Raw genomic sequence first — 21,159 nt, 5'->3', positions numbered from 1 at the left:
TTAATTCGACCGGGGAGACCAGCCGTGCGTCCCGTCCACTTCGCGGCCGCCCGCCGCACCCCCATCGGAAAGCTGCGCGGAGCCCTGTCCCGCGTGCGCCCCGACGACCTCGCCGCGGCCGTCATCCGCGGGCTCGTCGCCGATGTGCCCGCGCTTGACCCCGCCCGCGTCGACGACGTCTACTGGGGCGCCGCCAATCAGGCCGGTGAGGACAACCGCAACGTCGCCCGCATGGCGGCGCTGCTCGCGGGCCTGCCCGAGACCGTGCCGGGCGCCACGGTGAACCGGCTGTGCGCCTCGGGGCTGGAAGCGGTGACGACGGCCGCCCGCACCATCGCCGCGGGCGAGGCCGACATCGTGCTCGCCGGCGGCTCCGAGTCGATGAGCCGCGCCCCCTTCGTCCTGCCCCGCCCCGACGAGGCCCTGCCGCACCGCGTCGAGACGGTGGACACTCGGCTCGGCTGGCGGCTGGTCAACCCGGCGATGAAGGAACTGCACGGGCTGCTGTCCATGGGCGAGACGGCGGAGGAGGTCGCGGACCGCTACGCCGTCTCCCGCGAACGCCAGGACGAGTTCGCCCTGCGCAGCCATCAACGCGCCGCCGCAGCCCGCAAGAACGGCCACTTCGACGACGAACTCCTGCCCGTGGAGCTACCGGACGGCGTGGTCGTGGACGCCGACGAGTGCATCCGTGAGGACACCTCGTACGAGAAGCTGTCCCGGCTGAAGCCGGTGTTCCGGCAGGGCGGGAGCGTCACGGCGGGCAACGCCTCACCCATGAACGACGGCGCGGCAGGCCTCCTCCTGGTCAGCGAGGAGGCGCTGAACGACCTCGGCCTGGAGTCGCTCGGCCGCTATGTCGCCGGCGCCTCGGCCGGCGTCCACCCCGACGTGATGGGCATCGGCCCCGTCCCCGCCACACAGAAGGTGCTCGCCCGCGCCGGCTGGACCGTCGGCGACCTCCAGGAGGCCGAGTTCAACGAGGCCTTCGCCGCCCAGGCCCTCGCCTGCGTGGACCGCCTCGGTATCGATCCGGAGCTGGTCAACCTGAGCGGCGGCGCGATCGCCCTCGGCCATCCGCTGGGCTGCTCGGGGGCCCGCATCCTCACGACACTGCTGCACCGCATGCGGCGCACGGGAGCGGCGCGGGGCCTCGCGACGATGTGCGTGGGCGTGGGACAGGGGAGCGCGGTGCTGGTGGAGAGGTACTAGGCACGGGAAGGGTCATCAGGCGAGACGCTCCTTACGGCACCCGTTGGATGCGCATAGCATCGGGTCCCGCATGAACACGATGACGCTCTGGCACATCACCGGCTGGGAGTTCGCCGCCCTCGCCTTCGCTGCAACCCTCGTCGGCTTCTCCAAGACCGCCGTGAGCGGGGCCAACACGGTCAGCCTCGCCATTTTCGCCGCGGTCCTGCCCGCCCGCGCCTCGACCGGCGTGCTGCTGCCGATCCTGATCGCCGGGGACGTGCTCGCCGTCCTCACCTACCGGCGCCACGCCCACTGGCCGACCCTGTGGAAGCTGTTCCCGGCGGTCGCGGCGGGCGTGGTCGCCGGCACGCTCTTCCTGATGTGGGCCGACGACGAGATGGTCCGGACGTCGATCGGCGCCATCCTGCTGCTGATGGCCGCCGTGACGGTGTGGCGCCGCCGCGCCGCCGACCAGGCCGACGAACCGGACTCGGTCGCCACGAGGACGGGCCGGATCAAGGCCCGTTCCTACGGCGTCCTGGGCGGCTTCACCACCATGGTCGCCAACGCCGGCGGCCCCGTGATGTCGATGTACCTGCTGTCGGCGGGCTTCCGGAAGCTCGGCTTCCTGGGCACCTCCGCCTTCTTCTTCCTGATCGTCAACACGTCCAAGGTGCCCTTCAGCGTGGGCCTCGGCCTGATCGACGGGCACTCGCTCCTGCTCGACGCCGCACTCGTGGCGTTCGTCGTGCCCGGCGCGTTCCTCGGCAAGTGGGCCGTGAACAGGATCAACCAGCGGCTCTTCGAACAGCTCGTGATCGCGGCGACGATCGTCGGCGGCCTCCAGCTACTGCTCCGCTGACCACGCCCGGAGCAACGCGGGCAGCTCCGCGAACGAGTCGATCACATGGTCCGGGGTGCCGCTCGCGTCCCGATGCGTCTCAGGCAGATACTTGCCCGTCCTGACCAGGACGCCCGTGACACCGGCGGCCTGCGCCGCCAGTACGTCCGACTCCACGTCGTCCCCCACCATCACCGCCTCGTCCGCACCGGCCCCCAGCCGGGCCAGCGCCGAGGCGAAGAACGCCCGCGACGGCTTCCCGGTCACCACCGCGTCGGTACGGGCCGCCTTCTCCAGCCCCGCCAGGAACGCCCCCGCGTCCAGCTGAAGCCCGTCGTCGGTACGCCAGTACAGATTCCGGTGCATCGCCACCAGCCGCGCGCCGCGCTGGAGATGCCCGAACGCCCGGTTCAGCGCCACGTAGTCGAACTCGGGCCCCGCACCCCCGACGATCACGACGTCCGGGACCGTCCCGGTGTCCCCGGCACCGATCACGTCCACGTCCCCGAGGTCCTCCCCGATGTCCCCGCTGTTCAGCAGCGCACAGCGGGCCCCTGGGAAGTGCTCGGCGATGTACGCGGCGGTGACGGCGGGCGCGGTCAGGATGTCCCGCGCCGTCACCGGGAACCCCGCCTCCGCCAGCGTCCCGGCGATCGACGCCCGTGTCCGGGACGTCGTATTGGTGACCAGCGCGACGGCGAAACCGGCCTCGCGGATCTCCCGCAACGCCTCGACCGCACCCGGCAACGGCTCCCACGACACGGTGAGAACCCCGTCGATGTCGATCAGTACGGCGCGCACGGAGTCCATGGCAGGACGATAGCGATCCGCCCGGTCCGGCGGAGCGATCCGGACCCATGCCACACGACCCCCACACTTCAGGGCGCGGTGATCGTGGACAGATCGAACGAGTCCCCCCGTGCCCGCTCTCCCGCACGTCCTTCGTACGCTCTCCTTCATGGCCCCCCACGTCCTCATCCTCGGCGGCACCACCGAGGCCCGTGAACTCGCCGCCGCGCTCACCGCGCTCCCCGGTGTTCGCGTCACCACCTCGCTCGCGGGTCGTGTGAAACGCCCCGGAGCGGTCACCGGGGACGTGCGGATCGGGGGCTTCGGCGGTGCGGACGGGCTCGCGGACTGGGTGCGGGAGCAGCGTGTGGACGCCCTCGTCGACGCCACGCATCCGTTCGCCGAGGCCATGACGGAAAACGCGGCCCGGGCCGCCGCCGCGACCGGCGTCCCGGCGGTGGTGCTGCGCCGCCCGGGGTGGCGGCCCGGTCCCGAGGACCGCTGGTACCCGGTCGGTTCACTGGCGGAGGCCGCCGGCCTGCTGCCGCTGCTGGGCCCCCGGGTGTTCCTCACCACCGGCCGCCTGGGCCTCGCGGCCTTCGCGCACCTGACCGAGCTCCACTTCGTCGTACGCTCCGTGGAACTGCCCGAGCCGCCGATGCCGCCGCGCACCGAAGTCCTGCTGGCACGCGGCCCGTTCACCGTGGACGACGAGTCCGCGCTGCTGTCCACGCACTGCGTCGACGTCGTGGTCACGAAGGACAGCGGGGGAGCGGCGACGGCCGCCAAACTCACGGCCGCACGCCGACTCGCGTTGCCCGTCGTGGTCGTACGACGTCCCCCGCTGCCCGTGGGCGTGGAGACGGTGCCCGATGTTGCCGGGGCCCTGGAGCGGCTGGGCCTCAGCCGGAGATGACCGAGGCCCGCATGCGGTCGATGGCGCGCAGCACCTCGGTGCGGTTCTTGGCACTCTTGATCCAGGCGGGGAGCCGGCCGATGTATGTCATCTTGCGCCCGTGCTCGTACCAGGGGTCCCGCTCCCGCAGGTCCGCCGCCACGAACCGCCTGAGCAGGTCGAGGTGTTCGAGGTTGTACGCCGACACGACACCGTGACGGGTCTCGGCCCGCAGCCACAGCTTGGGCCAGGCGCACCGGTTCGTGGGCCGGCACAGACCGCAGGACCGGCAGATCACCCGAGGCTGCGGCGGCGCGCTCCGCTCGAAGTGCGCGATCCGGTCGCAGCGCGGGCAGCGGACCAGCATCGAGCCGCTGAAGTGGTGCGCGTCGAGGCCGGGATCGTGGAAGCGGAGGGGAGGCATGCCGGGAGTATGACGAGCGCCCGGCCCGTCCCGCACCCGGATTCTCAGCGGGCGGAGGCGAGTTCCCCGGACCGTTGCGTCAGTCCGTTGCCCAGGTCCTCCACCAGCAGACGCTTGGAGATCGCGTCGACCGCGGCCCGCAGATCCGTGCCCGCCGGGCGGCCGATGTCCTGCTGCACCCGCTCCTCCAGCCACGTGGCCCAGGCCTTGCCGATGACACGGGCCTCGCGGGCGCCCGCGTCGGTGTGCGAGAAGAAGTTGCCGGCGCGAGTCAGGTAGCCCTCGTCGATCATCCGGTCGAAGACCGGCAGCAGCGCCTCGGGCGGCATGTGACGGCGGGCGGCGATCAGGCCCAGGCCGGCGTGGCCCGTCATCCGCGTGAACAGTTCCACCTGCATCACCGCCCAGGCACCGGCGATGTCCAGACGGGTGTCGGACGCCGCCACGATACGGCGCGCGTCCTCCACCCCCGTGGTGCCGATGATCTTCCCGACCGCCGCTTCCAGCACCCGCTGCGAGTCCGCCCCGGACGGCTGCCCGAAGCCCTCGCCCATGTCGGTGGAGCCCGCCCGCGCGCTGTCGCGCAGCTGGACCTGTCTGAGGAACAGGGCGACCACGAACCCCAGCGCCGCCACCGGCACCGTCCACAGGAAGACGGTCTGGACGGTGTCGGCGTAGGCGTCGATGATCCCACGGTCACACCGGCTGCCCAGAGGCGCCTGCGGGACGTGGCCGCTCCGGTGCCCTACCGCTCCCCGGGGTTGCGGCGCAGCAGATACGTGTCCATGATCCAGCCCTTGCGCTCCCGGGCCTCGGCCCGCAGCCGCTCGATCCGGGGCGCGGCCTCGGCGATCGGGCCCGAGGCGAGGATCTCGTCCGGGGTGCCGATGTAGGCGCCCCAGTAGATGTCGATGTCCTCGTCCGCGTACTGCCGGAAGGTCTGGTGGGCGTCGAGCATCACGACCACGTCGTCCACGCCCTCGGGGAACCCCTCGGCGAGCCGCCGCCCGGTGGTGATCTGCACGGGCCGGGCGACCCGGTTCAGTCCGGTGCGATGCCGGGCGACGAGCGCGGAGACACTGCTGATGCCGGGCACGACGTCGTACGCGAAGCTGACGGCACCCCGCTCCAGGATCTCCTCCAGGATCCCGAGCGTGCTGTCGTACAGCGCGGGGTCGCCCCACACCAGGAACGCGCCGCTCTCGTCCTCGCCCAGTTCCTCGGTGATCAGCCGCTCGTAGATCTCGGCACGGGCGCTGCGCCAGTCCCCGACGGCGGGCGAGTAGGCCGCGCCGCCCGCCCTGCGGTCCCGCTCCGGGTCCCGCGCCTCGACGACGCGGTACGTCCCCTCGGGTATGTGCGCCTCCAGCATGTCCCGGCGCAGATCCGTCAGGTCGCTCTTCACCTCGCCCTTGTCCAGGACGAAGAACACGTCCGTGCTCCGCAGTGCCCTGACCGCCTGGAGGGTGAGCTGGTCGGGGTCGCCCGCGCCGATACCGATGACATGAATCTTTCGCACGCCCCGAGTCTGCCGTACGCCACTGACAGGGAGGTCACCGCGTCCGGGCGCGGCACAGGGACGCGGGGAGAGGTCGCGCCCGAGGTCCGGCGCCGTGCCCCGGGACGAGTCCGGCCCGTGGATCCGAGTCCGTGCACTCGCTCCGGGACTCCTTCGAGGCCGTGGTCTGCCCGACACCCGGGCGCGCCCCCGGCTCCGGGCGCTTCAGGCGGGCGCTGCTTCCGGTGTCACTGTCGCAGGTGCGGTGCCCGCAGTCCTGCGTCCATGGCTCCGTCACCCTGCTCGACATCCTCGGGTCGGCCCGAGACCCGGGCGCGTCCCCGGCTCCGGGCGCTTCAGGCGGGCGTCGCTTCCGGTGTCACTGTCGCAGGTGCGGTGCCCGCAGCCCTGCGTCCATGGCTCCGTCACCCTGCTCGACATCCTCGGGTCGGCCCGAGACCCGGGCGCGCCCCCGGCTCCGGGCGCTTCAGGCCGGTGCCGCTTCCGGTGTCACTGTCGCAGGTGCGGTGCCCGCAGCCCCGCGTCCACGGCCCCGCCACTCCGCTCCACATCTTCCGCCAGCTCCCGAGCCCACCCGGCGAGCCCGGCCAGGTCCATCCCGTACGGCCGCTGCGTTCCCGTATCCGACGCCCACTCCTCGACGGCCCCGGCCCCGCGCCGCAGCAGCCGCGCCCCGCCCGTGACGTTGCCCCGGGCCGCGTGTGTGAGGCCGACCGCGAGCTGGGCCAGGCCCCGCCACAGGGCCCGCTCCTCCTCGGGTCCGGACTTCCAGGCGTCCTCGAAGACCTCGTGCGCGTGGAAGGGCTTGCCCGCGTCCAGCAGCTCCTGGGCCTCCGCGACGCTCCGCTCGGGGGTGCGTACCACCCCCTCCGGCTGCCGCTCCACCCCGTCCGCGCCGTACGGCAGCGGTCGCCCGAGCCCGTCCCGCGGCCGGGCGTTGCGCGCCCGGCCCTCGTCGTCCCGGTCCCTGGCGTCGGCCTGCTGTCCTGAGGATGTGCTGCCCATGTGCCGATTGTCCCGCGCGGCCCGGACCGTCTTCGAAGCGACCCACCATGTGGGGTAAAGTGCTCTTCGCGCGATCACGCGGTTCACCGCGCGAAAACGCACCGGGACGTGGCGCAGCTTGGTAGCGCACTTGACTGGGGGTCAAGGGGTCGCAGGTTCAAATCCTGTCGTCCCGACGGTGTTCACCGGCGGATCTGCCTGATGAGGCAGGTCCGCCGGTCGCGTTTCAGCGGTCGCCCTGCCGCGTCCGGCCCCGGTAGCGCTCCGCCACCTCCCCCAGATACCCCCGCAGCATGACCTTCGCCTCGTCCAGCAGCGCCGCGTCCCCCGCCCTGTCCCGCCGGAACGCCTCCTGGGCGAGAGCGTCGGCCGCGAGCATGGCCGCGTGACAGGTGCGGGCCAGTGCCTCGTCGTCCTCGGCGAGGTCGAGGGCGAGGAGGATGCGGCGGATGCCGTCGGCCATACGGCGCTTGTGCTCGCGGTCGGCGGCGCGGGTCTGTTCGGTCAGGCCGCTGCCGAACCACAGGGCCCGGAAGCCGTGTTCGGTGCGGTAGATGGAGGCGAACGCGTCGATGAGGATGCCGACCGGGTCGGCCCAGCGCTGCGCGGCGGCCGCGTCGACCAGGTCGTCCATCGCGGCCTCCAGCTTCGCGAAGTACCCGGCCGCGAGGGCCTCGATGATCGCGCCCCGGTCCGGCAGGTACTGGTACAGCGAACCGACCGAGACCCTCGCCTCGGCCGCGATCCGGGTCGTGGTGAGCGCCTCGACGCCCTCCTCGACCAGCACGCGCTCGGCGGTCTCCAGGACCCGGGCGAGCCGGGCCTTGCTGCGGGCCTGCTGGGGCGTGCGGCGCAGCGAGGCGACGCCCGCCGCCCAGTCGGTGTCCGCGATGGGATCGGCCACGCAACAACCTCCGAACGTGAACGTGACTTTGTTTCATGTTTAGGTTAGCGTCGCGCGCATGACCGACTCAAGCTCGGCGTGGAGCGCGGAGCGGGCCGCCGTTGCCGACGCCTGCCGTCGGCTGGGCGCCGAGGGACTCCTCATCGGCACGGCCGGGAACGTCAGCGTGCGCACGGAAGACCGCGTCGCGATCACCGCCACCGGCGCGGTCCTCGCCGACCTCACCCCGGACCAGGTGACCGTCGTCGACCTCGACGGAAAGATCGTGTCCGGACGTCTCAGGCCGACCTCGGAACTGGACCTGCACCTCGGTGTCTACCACCGCTACGGCACCGGCGCCGTCGTCCACACCCATGCGCCCATGGCGACCGCGCTCTCCCTCGTCCTCGACGAACTGCCCTGCATCCATTACCAGTTGCTCACTCTCGGCGGCACCGTACGCGTGGCACCGTACGCCACCTTCGGCACCCCGGAACTCGCCGAGTCGGTGCTCACCGCGTTGGAGGGCCGCGGCGGAGCACTGATGGCCAACCACGGCGCGGTCACCCACGCTCCGACGCTCGACAAGGCGGTCGAGCACGCCCTGCTGCTGGAGTGGGCCTGCGGGGTCTATCAGAGCGCGGCCGCCCTCGGGCAGCCCCGCGTCCTCGACGAACAGCAGCAACTCGCGGTCATCGAGGCCGCCGTCGCGCGCAATTACGGCACCACACAATCCGTACCACCTGTGCAGGAGGGACCCTGATGAAGGTCGTCACGATGGGCGTGCACGTGCTGGACGTGCTGGTACGGCCGGTGGAGGCCATACCCGAGGGGCAGGGCGCCACCCTGGTGGAGGACATCCGCATGACCGCCGCCGGTACGGCCGCCGGCACCGCGCTCACCCTCGCCAAGCTCGGCGCGCGGGTGCGTACCGCCGGGGCGATCGGCACCGACCCCACGGGCGACCTGCTGGTGCGGCTGCTCGACAAGGCCGGTATCGACACCGGGTTGCTCGTCCGCCGTATCGACACCTCCACCTCCGCGAGCGTCCTGCCCATCCGCCCCAACGGCGACCGCCCCTCCCTCCACCTCCTCGGCGCCAACATCACCTACGGCCTCGACGACGTCCCCTGGGACGCGGTCGCCGAGGCGACCCATCTCCACCTGGGCGGACCGGAGCTGATCGGCGCCGACGTCGCCGCGCGCATCCTGGCGCACGCCAAGGAGCATGACGTCGTCACCTCCGTGGACCTTCTCGCCCCCGGTGAGCTCGGCACCTTCGACCAGATCGAGCCGCTGCTCCCGTACGTCGACTACCTGCTGCCCAACGACGACCAGGTCCTCGGCTTCAGCGGCGAGGGCGACCTCGTGACCGGCGCGAAGAAGCTGGTCGCCGCCGGGGCCGGGCTCGTCGCCGTCACTCGCGGCGGGGACGGCGCGCTGCTGGTGACCGCCGAGGGCACCGAGGCCGTCCCCGCCTTCGAGGTCGACGTCGTCGACACGACCGGATGCGGCGACGCCTTCTCCGCCGGCTTCCTGCGCGGCATCAGCCTCGACCGCACGCCGCGAGAAGCCGCCATTCTGGGCAGTGCCGCGGCGGCACTGGTGGCCCAGGGGCTCGGCAGCGACCACGGGGACTTCGACCTCGCCGAGGCCGACGAGTTCTCCATGACCGCCAAGGTGCGCACCTGAGCCGAGGCCCCAGGAGCACCACGGAGCGCGGGACGCCTCCGTGGTGCGTCCGCCCCAAGGCCTGACCGGCGGTTGCCCGCACCGAAGCTCCCGGGGCTGATAGACAGGGAGACATGACCACCTTGATCTTCCGCCCGACCTGGAACGCCCGATGACCGCCGGCATCGACACCCCCGACGGCCGGGGCCGCACCGGACTCCATCGCACCGGCCTCGACCTGACCGGCAACCCCCGCGTCAAGGTCCGCGACGTGAAACTCCTGTCCAGCCACTGGTACGTCGAGCGGGCCACCACCTTCGACCTCCAACTCGCCGACGGCACATGGAGCACCCAGCAGCGCGAGACCCACGACCGCGGCAACGGTGCCACCATGCTGCTCTACGACGCCGAACGCGAAACCGTCCTCCTCACCCGGCAGTTCCGCTTCCCCGTCTACGTCAACGGCCACCCCGACGGCATGCTGATCGAGACGCCGGGCGGGCTGCTCGACGACGATGACGAGCACCCGGAGATCGCGGTACGGCGTGAGGTGATCGAGGAGACCGGGCACACCATCGGCGAGGTCCGGCACGTCTTCGACGTCTACATGAGCCCGGGGTCCGTGACCGAACGGGTCAGCTTCTACGCCGCCGAGTACGGCCCCTCCACCCACACCCACGAAGGCGGCGGCCTGGACGAGGAGGGCGAGGACATCGAGATCCTCGAACTGCCCTTCCGCCGGGCCCTGGAGATGATCCGCGCGGGGGAGATCGCCGACGCGAAGACCATCATGCTGCTGCAATGGGCGGCCCTGGAGGGACCGTTCGCCGGTAAGGCGTGAATCCCCTTGCGTTGAAGTGCACTTCAGGTTGCAGACTCCCGTTCGCGCACCCCGAACGCGGATGCGTGAACGGGAGGGATTTCCCATGAAGTACCGCACGATCGGCACCGACCCGAAGACCCGCCGCGAGGTCAGTGTGCTCGCTCTCGGCGCGATGCTGTTCGGCTCGCACACCGACGAGGAGACCGCCTTCGCCCTGCTCGACCGCTACGTCGGGGCCGGCGGCAACTTCATCGACACGTCCGACAACTACGCCTTCTGGATGGACGGTGGCCAGGGCGGCCAGAGCGAGGAGCTTCTCGGGCGCTGGCGGCGCAGCCGCGGCATCGGCGGCGAGATCGTGATCGCCACCAAGCTCGGCGCCCGCCCCCTCGCCCCCGGCACCAGCTATGTCGACAACGCGGAGGGCCTGTCCGCGAAGGTGATCCGCGAGGCCGCCGAGCGCAGCCGGGAACGGCTCGGCGTGGACAAGCTCGATCTGCTCTACGCCCATGTCGAGGACCACGCGGTGCCCCTGCGGGAGACCGTCGAGGGCTTCGCCGAACTGGTCGCCGAGGGCACGGTCGGCCTCCTCGGTGTCAGCAACCACGCCGTGTGGCGGGTCGAGCGGGCCCGGTCGATCGCCGCCGCAGCCGGACTGCCCGGCTACGAGGTCTTCCAGTACGCCCACAGCCACCTCCGCCCGCGCTACGACGTCCCCGACGACCTCTTCCCCGACGGCAGCCTCGGCCACGCGGGACCCGACCTCCTCGGCTATCTGCGCGAGGAGCCCGGCCTGACCCTGGTCGCCTACTCGCCCCTGCTCAAGGGCGCCTACACGCACCCGGACCGGCTGCCCGCCGACTTCGACCACCCGGGCACCCCGGCCCGCCTCCAGGTCCTGCGCGAGGTGGCCCGCGAGACCGGGGCGACCGTCAACCAGGTCGTCCTGGCCTGGCAGATCGGCGGCACGCTGCCGATCATTCCGCTGGCCGGAGTGTCCTCGGTGGCCCAGCTGGAGGAGAACCTGGCCGCGATCGACCTGGAGCTGACCGAGGAGCAGCGGGCCCGGCTGGACGGGGCGCACTGACCACGGCCGCAGTAGGCTCCGAAGGACCCGAAGGGAGAGTGCGCCATGAGCCTGTTCCCCACCGAGCGGTCCGTCCGGACGACCCCCGAAGGCCTGCTGTGGGAGCCCGGCGAGCGGTGGGTGCGCGGCCGCAAACGCGACGTCACCGTCGTCGACAGCCGCCACCCGGTCCTCGTCTGGGAGCCCGGCGTCCCCGTCCCGTGCTACGCGTTCCCCCGCGAGGAGGTCCGCACGGACCTCCTCCGCCCGGCGAAGAACCCGCGCACCGGCGCCCACACCGGATCGCAGACCTTCTACGACCTCGAGGTCGACGGCGAGCTCGTGGAGAACGCGGCGTGGACCTTCCCGGCCGACGACCTCGCCGGGCACATCGCCTTCGAGTGGTTCCGGCACTGGGACAGCGGCCTGGACCACTGGTACGAGGAGGAGGAAGAGATCTTCGTCCACCCCCGTGACCCGCACAAACGGGTGGACGCCCTGCCCAGCAGCCGCCATGTCGTGGTCGAGATCGCCGGTACCGTCGTCGCCGACAGCCGGCGACCGGTACTGCTCTTCGAGACCTCGCTGCCCACGCGGTACTACCTCCCCCGCGAGGACATCCGCCTCGACCTGTTCACCCCGACCGACCACCGCACCGGCTGCCCGTACAAGGGCACGGCCGAGTACTGGAGCCGGCGCGGCGAGGGCGACATCCCCCGCAACATCCTGTGGAGTTACCCGGAGCCGCTGCTCGCGGTGGCCCCGGTCAAGGGACTCCTCGCCTTCTACAACGAGGCCGTCGACATCACCGTGGACGGCGAACGCGAGGAGCGGCCGGTCACGCCGTTCACCGCGAGCCTCACGACCTGACCAGTAGCTGGAAGTCGAACGCGTACCGGGACGCACGGTAGATGTGCGTCCCGTACTCGACCGGCCGGCCCGTGTCGTCGTAGGCCGTGCGCTGCATCGTCAGCAGCGCGGCCCCGGCCTTCTCGTCCAGGCGTGCCGCCTCCTCGGCCGTGGCGCAGCGGGCCCCTATGGTCTGGCGGGCGCTGTGCAGGGTGATGCCCGCCGAGCGCATCAGCCGGTACAGGCCCGTCGACTCCAGCCGGGCGGAGTCGAGTTCGAGGAGCGTCGCGGGCAGGTAGTTGCACAGGATCGCGACCGGCTGGCCGTGTGTGGCGCGCAGCCGCTCCAGGACGACGACGTCGCCGCCCTCCGCGACACCGAGCGCGGCGGCCACGTCGGCGGAGGCCGGGGTGTGCTCGTTGCGCACCACCACCGTGGTCGGCCCCTGTCCGGCGGCCTCCAAGTCGTCGTAGAGGCTGCTCAGTTCCAGGCCGCGCTTGACCTGGCTGTGCACCACCTGCGTGCCCACCCCGCGCCGCCGGACCAGCAGTCCCTTGTCGACGAGGGACTGGATCGCCTGGCGGACCGTCGGCCGGGACAGACCGAGGCGTACGGACAGGTCTATCTCGTTGCCCAGGAGGTTTCCCGGGGCGAGGGCCCCGTGCTCGATCGCCGCCTCCAGCTGCTGGGCGAGCTGGTAGTAGAGCGGCACCGGACTGCCCCGGTCCAGGGCGAAGTCCAGGGCATCGAGTGCGGGGGCGGTAGCGGCACGTGAGGAGCCGCCGGTCTTCGCCATGGAACGTCCCTCCCTTCTGAGGAAGCGTCAGGAGTGGCTGGGGAAGCCGAGGTTGATGCCCGCGTCGGCCGGGTCCGGCCAGCGCGTGGTGATCACCTTGCCCTGGGTGTAGAAGGCGACGCCGTCGTTGCCGTAGACGTGCAGATCGCCGAAGAGGGAGTCCTTCCAGCCGCCGAAGGAGTGGTAGCCGACCGGGACCGGGATCGGCACGTTCACGCCGACCATGCCCGCCTTGACCTCCAGCTGGAAGCGGCGGGCGGCGCCGCCGTCCCGGGTGAAGATCGCGGTGCCGTTGCCCCAGCGGGAGTCGTTGATCAGCTTGATGGCCTCGTCGTACGACTCCGCACGGACCACCACCAGCACCGGGCCGAAGATCTCGTCCCGGTAGGCGTCCGCCGTCAGCGGCACCTTGTCCAGCAGCGAGACGCCGAGGAAGAAGCCGTCCTCGTGGCCCTCGACGGAGTGTCCGGTGCCGTCGACGACGACCACCGCGCCCTGCTCGGCGGCGGACGTCACGTAGGACGCCACCTTGTCGCGGTGCTCGCGCGTGATCAGCGGACCCATCTCGGACGACGGGTCGTCGCCGGGGCCGATCGTCAGGTTCCTCGCGCGTTCGGCGATCTTGCCGACCAGTTCGTCACCCGTGTCGCCGACCGCCACGACCACCGACACGGCCATGCAGCGCTCGCCCGCCGAGCCGTAGGCCGCGTTGATCGCCTGGTCGGCGGCGAAGTCCAGGTCGGCGTCGGGCAGCACCAGCATGTGGTTCTTGGCGCCACCGAGCGCCTGCACCCGCTTGCCGTGCTCGACCCCCTTGAGCTGGATGTACTTGGCGATCGGTGTCGATCCGACGAAGGAGACCGCCTCGATGTCGGGGTGCTCCAGGAGGCGGTCGACGGCCACCTTGTCGCCCTGCACGATGTTGAGGACACCGTCCGGCAGACCCGCCTCGGAGGCGAGTTCGGCCAGCCGGAAGGAGGCCGAGGGGTCCTTCTCGCTGGGCTTGAGCACGAAGGTGTTCCCGCAGGCGATGGCGAGCGGGAACATCCACATCGGCACCATGGCCGGGAAGTTGAACGGGGTGATGCCCGCGACCACGCCCAGCGGCTGCCGGATCGAGGCGACGTCGACCCGGGTCGAGACCTGCGTCGACAGCTCGCCCTTCAGTTGCACGCTGATCCCGCAGGCCAGCTCCACAATCTCCATGCCGCGCGCCACCTCGCCGAGCGCGTCGCTGTGCACCTTGCCGTGCTCGGCGGTGATCAGCGCGGCGATCTCGTCGCGGTGGGCGTCCAGGAGCTCGCGGTACTTGAAGAGGACAGCCGTGCGCCTGGCCAGCGAGGAGGTGCCCCAGCTCTCGAACGCGGCCTTGGCGGAGGCCACGGCGGCGTCCACCTCGTCGACCGTCGCGAACGCGACCTGCTTCTCCTGTGCGCCGGTCGCCGGGTTGTAGACGGCGCCGTGGCGGCCGGAGAGACCTTCGACGGGCTTGCCGTCGATCCAGTGGGTGAGGGTCTTCATGGTGCGGGGCCTTTCCTGAGCGGTGGTTCAGAGGTGGCGGCGGCGGTCGGCGACCTGGCGGTCGTACTCCCCGCGGGCCCGTACGGCCGCCTCGCGGGAGGCGGTCTCGGCGACCGGCACGTCCCACCAGGCCTCGGTCGGGGGAGCGGCCGGGTTGGCGGTGTCGGTCTCGACGTACACACAGGTCGGCCGGTCCGAGGCGCGGGCCGCGGCCAGTGCCTCCCGCAGCTCGCGCACCGTCTTGGCGCGCAGCACGTCCATGCCGAGGCTGGCCGCGTTGGCGGCGAGGTCGACGGGGAGCGGGGCGCCGGAGAAGGTGCCGTCGGCGGCCCGGTAGCGGTAGGCGGTGCCGAAGCGCTCCGCGCCGACCGTCTCGGAGAGGCCGCCGATGGAGGCGTAGCCGTGGTTCTGGATGAGGACCAGGTTGATCGGCAGGCCCTCCTGGACGGCCGTGACGATCTCGGTCGGCATCATCAGATAGGTGCCGTCGCCGACCAGCGCCCACACGGGTGTGCCGGGGCTCGCCTGCTGGACGCCGATCGCGGCCGGGATCTCGTAACCCATGCAGGAGTAGCCGTACTCCAGGTGGTACTGGCGGGGGCCGCGGGCCCGCCAGAGCTTGTGCAGATCGCCGGGGAGCGAGCCCGCCGCGTTGATCACCACGTCCTCGTCGCCGACGACCGCGTCGAGAGCGCCGAGGAGCTGGGTCTGGGTCGGGACGGCGTTCTCGTCGGCGGCGCCGAAAGCCGCGTCGACCACCTGCTCCCAGCGTTCCTTGCCGGTGCGGTACTCGGACTCGTAGGCCGGGTCCACCCGGTGGCCGGACAGCGCCTCCGTCAACGCCGTGAGCCCCGCCCGGGCGTCGCAGACCAGCGTCCGCGCCGCGAGTTTGTGGGCGTCGAAGCCGGTGATGTTGAGGTTGAGGAACCGCACGCCGGGGTCGAGGAAGAGCGTGCCCGAGGCGGTGGTGAAGTCCGTGTACCTCGTGCCCACGCCGATCACCAGGTCCGCGGTGCGGGCCAGGTCGTCGCTGACCGACGTCCCGGTGTGGCCGATGCCGCCGAGGTCGGCGGGGTGATCGTGGCGCAGCGAGCCCTTGCCGGCCTGTGTCGAGGCGACCGGGATGCCGGTGGCGTCCACGAGCGCCTTCAGCGCCTCTTCCGCCCTGCTGTGGTGGATGCCGCCGCCCGCGACGATCAGGGGGCGGGCGGCGGACCGTACGGCACGTACCGCCTCGGCCAGCTCGACGGGATCGGGAGCGGGACGGCGTACGCGCCACACGCGGTCGGCGAAGAACTCCTCCGGCCAGTCGTGGGCCTCCGCCTGCACGTCCTGGGGGAGGGCGAGGGTGACGGCGCCGGTCTCCGCGGGGTCGGCGAGGATCCGCATGGCGTTGAGGGCCGAGGGGATCAGGGCTTCCGGGCGGGTGACGCGGTCGAACCAGCGGGAGACGGGGCGCAGGGTGTCGTTGACCGACACGTCCGCCTCCGTGGGGTGCTCCAGCTGCTGGAGGAGCGGGTCTGCGGTGCGGGTGGCGAAGTAGTCGCCGGGCAGGAGCAGGACCGGGATGCGGTTGATCGTCGCGAGGGCGGCGCCGGTGACCAGGTTGGTCGCGCCCGGGCCGATGGACGTGGTCACGGCCTGCGCGGAGAGCCGGTCGAGGTGGCGGGCGTGACCGACGGCCGCGTGCACCATGGACTGCTCGTTGCGGCCCTGGTGGAACGGCATCACGCCCTCACCGGCCTCCAGCAGCGCCTGACCGAGCCCCGCCACGTTGCCGTGGCCGAAGATGCCCCAGGTACCGGCGATCAGCCGGTGCCGTACCCCGTCCCGCTCGGTGTACTGGACGGACAGGAACCGCACCAGGGCTTGGGCGACGGTCAGGCGGCGGGTGGGCGTGCTCATCAGGACTTCTCCGGTGCCGTGTAGAGGGGGAGCCGGGGGTCGGCCGGCTGGTCGGGCCAGGGGTCGCGGACGCCGGCGTGATCCGGGTGGTCGCGGATCAGCCGGACGCGCTCGGCCTCGGGGCCCGCCATGACGTCGAGGTAGTACATGTGGTGACCGGGCACGGCCATGGAGGGTCCGTGCCAGCCGTCCGGGATCAACACGACGTCGCCGCCGCGCACTTCGGCCAGGACGTCGGTGTTGCGGCCCCGGCCGGACGGTGAGACGCGTGGGTAGCCGCAGCCGCCCGGACCGTCGATCTCGAAGTAGTAGATCTCCTCGAGCACCGCCTCCTCACCCGGACGGTGCTCGTCGTGCTTGTGCGGCGGGAAGGACGACCAGTTGCCACCGGGGATGAGCTTGTCGCATTCCAGACCCTGTCCATCAGCGCCTCCGGCGCGGGCGGCCGCACCGAAGTTGTTGACCCGCCGGGAGCAGTTGCCCGTGCCGCGCAGCTCCACCGGTACGTCGGAGGCCGGTCCGCGTCCGCCGCCGGTCGTCGAGACTGTCGTACGGCAATCGCGGGGGACGTACGCGAGGTCGCTGACGCCCGTGAACACGCTCTCGCCGGTGTCGAAGGTGTGGGTGCCGCCCGGCGGCAGCTCCAGGACGCGGAGGGCGGAGGAGCCCCAGCCGGCCGACTCGGGGGACACGTCGACCAGGTAGGGGCCGCCGAGGGCCTTTCCCGCGGGGAGGTGATACGTCATCGGTGCCTCCGTGCCTTCCGTACCCGTCGTGTCACAGCAGCCCGACGGCCGTGTCGACCGCCGTCTCCACGCTGCCCTCGGCCGGGTAGAGCAGGGAGCGGCCCACGACCATGCCCTGGACCGTCGGCAGCCTGAGGGCCTTGCGCCAGCGTTCGTAGGCGGCCTCCTGGTCGTCGACCTCGCCGCCCAGCAGCACGGCGGGCAGGGTGGAGGCCTCCAGGACCTCCGCCATGTCGTCCGGGTCGTGGGTCACGGGCAGCTTCAGCCAGGTGTACGCGGAGGTGCCGCCGAGGCCCGAGGCGATGGCGATCGACCTGGTGACGGCCTCGGGGGAGAGGTCGTTGACGACCCTGCCGCCGATCCGCCGGGAGAGGAAGGGTTCCACGAACAGGGGGAGCCGGTGGGCCGCCATGTCGTCGATCGCGCGGGCCGTCGACTCCAGCGTGGTCAGCGAGCCCGGGTCGTCGTGGTCGATGCGCAGCAGCAGCTTGCCCGCGTCGAAGCGGAGCCGGGCGAGGTCCTGGGCGCGGTGGCCGGTGAAGCGGTCGTCCAGCTCGAAGGCGGCGCCCGCGAGGCCGCCGCGGTTCATCGAGCCCATGACGACCTTGTTCTCCAGCACGCCGAGCAGGAGCAGGTCCTCCAGGATGTCCGCGGTGGCCAGCACCCCGTCCACGCCGGGCCGGGACAGGGCGGTACAGAGGCGTTCCAGCAGGTCGGCGCGGTCGGCCATGGCGAGCGGGCGGTCGCGGACGCCGAGGGCGCCACGGGCCGCGTGGTCGGCGGCGACGATCATCAGCCGGCCGCTGTCGCCCAGCAGCGGGCGCCGCGCGCGGCGGGCGGCCGCCTCGGCGATCGCCTCCGGATGCCGGGCCCTGAGGGAGGCTAGGTCGCGGATGCCGGTGCTCACGACGCGACTCCGTCCAGCAGGCCCTCGACCTCGGCCGCCGTCGGCATCGCCGAGGAGCAGGCGAGACGGGAGGCGACGAGGGCGCCGGCCGCGTTGGCGTACCGCATGATCCGCTCCAGCTCCCAGCCGGACAGCAGACCGTGGCAGAGCGAGCCGCCGAACGCGTCGCCGGCGCCGAGGCCGTTGACCACCTCGACCGGGACCGGCGGTACCTCGGCGGTCGTGCCGTCGCGGTGGACCGCGAGCACACCCTTGGGGCCCTGCTTGACGACGGCCAGCTCCACTCCGGCCGCCAGCAGGGCCTCCGCGCAGGCGCGGGGTTCGCGTACGCCGGTGGCGATCTCGCACTCGTCGAGGTTGCCGACCGCGACCGTCACGTGGCGCAGGGCTTCCGCGTAGTACGGGCGGGCCTCCTCGGGGTCACGCCAGAACATGGGGCGCCAGTCGAGGTCGAAGACGGTGGTGCCCGCCTTGGCGCGGGCCTTCAGCGCGGCGAGCGTGGCCGAGCGGCTGGGCTCCTCGCTCAGACCGGTGCCGGTGATCCAGAAGATCCGGGCCGCGCGGATCGCGAAGTAGTCCAGCTCATCCGTATGGATCTCCAGGTCGGGAGCCTTGGGTCGGCGGTAGAAGTACAGCGGGAAGTCGTCCGGCGGGAAGATCTCGCAGAACGTCAGCGGCGTCGGGTACGCCGCCACCGATGTCACCCAGCGGTCGTCGACGCCGAACTCCTTGAGCGCGGTGTGGAGATAGGTGCCGAAGGGGTCGTCGCCGGTACGGGTGATCACGGCGGCGGAGCGTCCCAGCCGGGCGGCGGCGACCGAAACATTGGCCGCCGAACCACCCAGAAACTTTCCGAACTTCTGCACATCGCCCAGTGGCACGCCGGTCTGGAGTGGGTAAAGATCAACTCCTATGCGGCCGATCGTGATCAAGTCGAAGGGCTGGGATGAATCGGCCATGTGTGACGCTCCTCGGGTCCCAGGGGGCCTGTCGCCTCCCAGATGTAGGACCCGGAGGGCAGCCCTGTCAAGACTTTGTACTTACATTCGGACCTGATTGTGAAATGATGTCTTAACAAAGTATTGACAGCGGGCTCCGGACGGGATGGAATCCCGTCCCAGTACAACCGCCGTATTTGCGGCACGCGACCCGGACATGCCAAGATCCCGGGCCTCGGAATCCCCCGGGATCTTTCTCCCTTTCCCCCGTAAGCACAGTGAGGTGCAGGAAAGATGGACCGCTCTTCTCACTCCCGTTCTCGTCGATTCGCCCCAGTTGTGGCGATCGCCGCGGCGGCTGCCCTGACCCTCGCCGGCTGCTCCAGCAGCTCCGGAGGCAAGAAGTCCGAGGAGAGCGCAGACGGCGCCTCAGCGGGCAAGGCCACCACTCCGCGCATGACGATCGCGCTGGTCACGCACCAGTCGCAGGGCGACACCTTCTGGGACATCGTCCGCAAGGGCGCCACGGCCGCGGCCGCCAAGGACAACGTCAAGCTGGTCTACTCGGCCGACCCGAGCGCGGCCAAGCAGGCCGGCCTCATCCAGAACGCCATCGACCAGAAGGTCGACGGCATCGCGGTCACCCTCGCCAAGCCGGACGCCCTCAAGGACGTCATAGGCAAGGCCAAGGCGGCCGGTATCCCCGTCGTCGGTCTCAACTCCGGTGTCAGTGAGTGGCAGAAGCTCGGCCTGATGGAGTTCTTCGGCCAGGACGAGACCGTCGCCGGTGAGGCGCTCGGCAAGCGGCTGAACGAGGCCGGCGCCAAGAGCGCCGTCTGTGTCGTCCAGGAGCAGGGCAACATCGGCCTGACCCAGCGCTGCGACGGCGTCGACAAGACCTTCGACGGCAAGCTCCAGACGCTCAACGTCAACGGCACCGACATGCCGTCCGTGACGTCGACGATCACCGCCAAGCTCAGCGACAAGTCCATTGACTACGTCGTCACCCTGGGCGCCCCCTTCGCGCTGGCCGCGGTGCAGTCGGTGTCGGACGCGGGCAGCAAGGCCAAGATCGCCACCTTCGACCTCAACAAGGACCTGACGGGCGCCATCAGCAAGGGCACCATCGAGTTCGCGGTCGACCAGCAGCCGTACCTCCAGGGCTACCTGGCGATCGACTCGCTGTGGCTCTACAAGAACAACGGCAACTACATGGGCGGCGGTGAGCAGCCGGTGCTGACCGGACCCGCCTTCGTCGACAAGACCAACGTCGACAAGGTCGCCGAGTTCGCCTCGAAGGGCACCCGGTGATGGGTATGACCCAGCATGCCGAGCCGGCGGTGACCACACCGCCGGCCCCCGGCCCGAAGGAGACCGACGGCCGGACCGCTCAACGATCCCTGGCGCTGCGCCTGTTGGCGCGCCCCGACGTCGGTGTCTTCCTCGGCGCCGTGGCGGTGTGGGTGTTCTTCCTCATCTCCGCCCCGCCGGTGCGCGACGGCGGCTCGATGGCCAACATCCTGTACCAGTCCTCCACCATCGGGATCATGGCGCTGCCCGTGGCGCTGCTGATGATCGGCGGCGAGTTCGACCTCTCCTCCGGCGTCGCCGTCATCACTTCGGCGCTCACCGCGAGCATGCTCGCCTACCAGCTCTCCATGAATGTGTGGGTGGGCGTCATCGCCGCACTGATCGCGTCGCTCGCGATCGGGTTCCTCAACGGCTGGCTGGTGATGAAGACCGGTCTGCCCAGCTTCCTGATCACCCTGGGCACGTTCCTGATCCTCCAGGGCGTGAACCTCGCGGTCACCAAGCTGGTCACCGGCAACGTGGCCACCGACGACATCAGCGACATGGACGGCTTCGCCGGAGCGAAGAAGATCTTCGCCTCGTCCTTCGAGGTCGGCGGCGTCCAGATCAAGATCACCATCGTCTACTGGCTGGTCTTCGCCGCGCTGGCGACCTGGGTGCTGCTGCGCACCAAGTACGGCAACTGGATCTTCGCCGTCGGCGGCAACAAGGACTCCGCGCGGGCCGTCGGTGTCCCGGTGACCTTCACCAAGATCTCCCTGTTCATGCTGGTCGGCTTCGGCGCCTGGTTCGTCGGCATGCACAACCTCTTCGCCTTCAACACCGTGCAGTCCGGCGAGGGCGTGGGCCAGGAGCTCATCTACATCTCCGCGGCCGTGATCGGCGGCTGTCTGCTGACCGGCGGCGCCGGCTCCGCGATCGGCCCGGTCTTCGGCGCGTTCATGTTCGGCATGGTGCAGCAGGGCATCGTGTATGCCGGCTGGAACCCGGACTGGTTCAAGGCCTTCCTCGGCGTGATGCTCCTCGGGGCCGTAATGATCAATCTGTGGGTCAGCCGTACGGCGACCCGGAGGTGA

The 21,159-nt window shown here is 71.2% G+C and carries 21 protein-coding genes, 1 tRNA gene and 1 pseudogene; 11 read left to right on the top strand and 12 right to left on the bottom strand.

The features are described 5' to 3' along the window. Nucleotides 1-24 precede the first annotated feature (24 nt). A complete protein-coding gene (locus QF037_RS08570; protein WP_307023462.1) occupies nt 25-1,212 on the top strand; it encodes a thiolase family protein in 1,188 nt (395 codons plus the stop codon). Between the two features lie 70 nt (nt 1,213-1,282). Beyond that, nucleotides 1,283-2,056: a sulfite exporter TauE/SafE family protein gene (locus tag QF037_RS08565; protein WP_307023460.1), complete on the top strand. Its 774-nt coding sequence runs from the start codon at nt 1,283-1,285 to the stop codon at nt 2,054-2,056. Here the strand turns inward: QF037_RS08565 and QF037_RS08560 are convergent. Further along, entirely contained in the window at nt 2,042-2,995 is a 954-nt protein-coding gene (locus QF037_RS08560; protein WP_373463688.1) for an HAD-IIA family hydrolase, read from the bottom strand. The genes QF037_RS08565 and QF037_RS08560 overlap by 15 nt on opposite strands. Here QF037_RS08560 and QF037_RS08555 point away from each other — a divergent pair. Then, nucleotides 2,994-3,740: a cobalt-precorrin-6A reductase gene (locus QF037_RS08555; protein ID WP_307023456.1), complete on the top strand. Its 747-nt coding sequence runs from the start codon at nt 2,994-2,996 to the stop codon at nt 3,738-3,740. The two genes, QF037_RS08560 and QF037_RS08555, sit on opposite strands and share 2 nt — an antisense overlap. Here QF037_RS08555 and QF037_RS08550 read toward each other — a convergent pair. The 4 genes and pseudogenes from QF037_RS08550 to QF037_RS08535 form a co-directional block, all read right to left on the bottom strand. Then, nucleotides 3,727-4,143: a hypothetical protein gene (locus QF037_RS08550; RefSeq protein ID WP_307023454.1), complete on the bottom strand. Its 417-nt coding sequence runs from the start codon at nt 4,141-4,143 to the stop codon at nt 3,727-3,729. The genes QF037_RS08555 and QF037_RS08550 overlap by 14 nt on opposite strands. A gap of 44 nt (nt 4,144-4,187) precedes the next feature. Continuing rightward, a pseudogene (locus tag QF037_RS08545) lies at nt 4,188-5,006 on the bottom strand (MFS transporter); the annotation flags it as partial. Continuing rightward, nucleotides 4,889-5,662 (bottom strand): precorrin-6A synthase (deacetylating), encoded by a 774-nt coding sequence (cobF, locus tag QF037_RS08540; RefSeq protein WP_307023452.1) that lies wholly within the window; start codon nt 5,660-5,662, stop codon nt 4,889-4,891. The pseudogene QF037_RS08545 and the gene cobF, both read right to left, overlap by 118 nt. A 489-nt stretch (nt 5,663-6,151) precedes the next feature. Continuing rightward, nucleotides 6,152-6,667: a DUF309 domain-containing protein gene (locus QF037_RS08535; protein ID WP_307023450.1), complete on the bottom strand. Its 516-nt coding sequence runs from the start codon at nt 6,665-6,667 to the stop codon at nt 6,152-6,154. A 102-nt stretch (nt 6,668-6,769) separates the two neighbouring features. Between QF037_RS08535 and QF037_RS08530 the strand changes: the two genes are divergently transcribed. Beyond that, nucleotides 6,770-6,843, top strand: a tRNA-Pro gene (locus tag QF037_RS08530). A gap of 50 nt (nt 6,844-6,893) precedes the next feature. On the opposite strand, the gene QF037_RS08525 is transcribed toward QF037_RS08530, so the two are convergent. Beyond that, a complete protein-coding gene (locus tag QF037_RS08525; RefSeq protein WP_307023448.1) occupies nt 6,894-7,571 on the bottom strand; it encodes a TetR/AcrR family transcriptional regulator in 678 nt (225 codons plus the stop codon). 58 nt (nt 7,572-7,629) lie between these two features. Here QF037_RS08525 and QF037_RS08520 point away from each other — a divergent pair, with 58 nt between their 5' ends. The 5 genes from QF037_RS08520 to QF037_RS08500 all read left to right on the top strand — a co-directional run bounded on the left by QF037_RS08520 (nt 7,630) and on the right by QF037_RS08500 (nt 11,980). Beyond that, nucleotides 7,630-8,313 carry a class II aldolase/adducin family protein gene (locus tag QF037_RS08520; RefSeq protein WP_307023447.1) on the top strand — a complete coding sequence of 228 codons (684 nt, stop codon included), beginning with the start codon at nt 7,630-7,632 and terminating at the stop codon, nt 8,311-8,313. Next, nucleotides 8,313-9,242, top strand: a complete 930-nt coding sequence (locus QF037_RS08515; RefSeq protein WP_307023446.1) for a carbohydrate kinase family protein — start codon at nt 8,313-8,315, stop codon at nt 9,240-9,242. Before QF037_RS08520 ends, QF037_RS08515 begins: the two co-directional genes overlap by 1 nt. Before the next feature lie 151 nt (nt 9,243-9,393). Then, nucleotides 9,394-10,062, top strand: a complete 669-nt coding sequence (locus QF037_RS08510) for an NUDIX domain-containing protein (protein WP_266820163.1) — start codon at nt 9,394-9,396, stop codon at nt 10,060-10,062. Between the two features lie 85 nt (nt 10,063-10,147). Then, nucleotides 10,148-11,131, top strand: a complete 984-nt coding sequence (locus QF037_RS08505) for an aldo/keto reductase (RefSeq protein ID WP_307023442.1) — start codon at nt 10,148-10,150, stop codon at nt 11,129-11,131. Nucleotides 11,132-11,176: 45 nt separating this feature from the next. Next, the gene (locus QF037_RS08500) at nt 11,177-11,980 is read left to right on the top strand and encodes a DUF427 domain-containing protein (RefSeq protein ID WP_307023440.1); all 804 of its coding nucleotides are present in this window, start codon (nt 11,177-11,179) and stop codon (nt 11,978-11,980) included. On the opposite strand, the gene QF037_RS08495 is transcribed toward QF037_RS08500, so the two are convergent. Genes QF037_RS08495 through iolC form a run of 6 tightly spaced genes read right to left on the bottom strand, consistent with a single transcriptional unit; the run spans nt 11,970 to nt 18,793 of the window. Next, a complete protein-coding gene (locus QF037_RS08495; protein ID WP_307023438.1) occupies nt 11,970-12,755 on the bottom strand; it encodes a GntR family transcriptional regulator in 786 nt (261 codons plus the stop codon). The genes QF037_RS08500 and QF037_RS08495 overlap by 11 nt on opposite strands. Before the next feature lie 27 nt (nt 12,756-12,782). Further along, entirely contained in the window at nt 12,783-14,276 is a 1,494-nt protein-coding gene (locus QF037_RS08490) for a CoA-acylating methylmalonate-semialdehyde dehydrogenase (protein ID WP_307023436.1), read from the bottom strand. Between the two features lie 27 nt (nt 14,277-14,303). After that, nucleotides 14,304-16,181 carry a 3D-(3,5/4)-trihydroxycyclohexane-1,2-dione acylhydrolase (decyclizing) gene (gene iolD, locus QF037_RS08485; protein WP_307023434.1) on the bottom strand — a complete coding sequence of 626 codons (1,878 nt, stop codon included), beginning with the start codon at nt 16,179-16,181 and terminating at the stop codon, nt 14,304-14,306. Then, a complete protein-coding gene (locus tag QF037_RS08480; protein WP_307023432.1) occupies nt 16,181-16,927 on the bottom strand; it encodes a 5-deoxy-glucuronate isomerase in 747 nt (248 codons plus the stop codon). Before QF037_RS08480 ends, iolD begins: the two co-directional genes overlap by 1 nt. Nucleotides 16,928-16,958: 31 nt before the next feature. Then, nucleotides 16,959-17,834 carry a Cgl0159 family (beta/alpha)8-fold protein gene (locus QF037_RS08475; protein ID WP_307023430.1) on the bottom strand — a complete coding sequence of 292 codons (876 nt, stop codon included), beginning with the start codon at nt 17,832-17,834 and terminating at the stop codon, nt 16,959-16,961. Further along, the gene (gene iolC / locus QF037_RS08470; RefSeq protein WP_307023428.1) at nt 17,831-18,793 is read right to left on the bottom strand and encodes a 5-dehydro-2-deoxygluconokinase; all 963 of its coding nucleotides are present in this window, start codon (nt 18,791-18,793) and stop codon (nt 17,831-17,833) included. The genes QF037_RS08475 and iolC overlap by 4 nt, the downstream gene beginning before the upstream one ends. 273 nt (nt 18,794-19,066) lie before the next feature. Between iolC and QF037_RS08465 the strand changes: the two genes are divergently transcribed. Both QF037_RS08465 and QF037_RS08460 read left to right on the top strand, forming a co-directional pair. After that, nucleotides 19,067-20,083: a sugar ABC transporter substrate-binding protein gene (locus QF037_RS08465; RefSeq protein WP_307023426.1), complete on the top strand. Its 1,017-nt coding sequence runs from the start codon at nt 19,067-19,069 to the stop codon at nt 20,081-20,083. Then, complete coding sequence (locus tag QF037_RS08460; RefSeq protein ID WP_307023424.1) at nt 20,083-21,159, top strand: ABC transporter permease; 1,077 nt, start codon at nt 20,083-20,085, stop codon at nt 21,157-21,159. Before QF037_RS08465 ends, QF037_RS08460 begins: the two co-directional genes overlap by 1 nt.

This window comes from Streptomyces canus (assembly GCF_030815415.1).
Taxonomy (GTDB): domain Bacteria; phylum Actinomycetota; class Actinomycetes; order Streptomycetales; family Streptomycetaceae; genus Streptomyces; species Streptomyces canus_F.
Note: the sequence above shows the minus strand (reverse complement) of the source record. Positions and strands in the feature narration are given on the sequence as shown.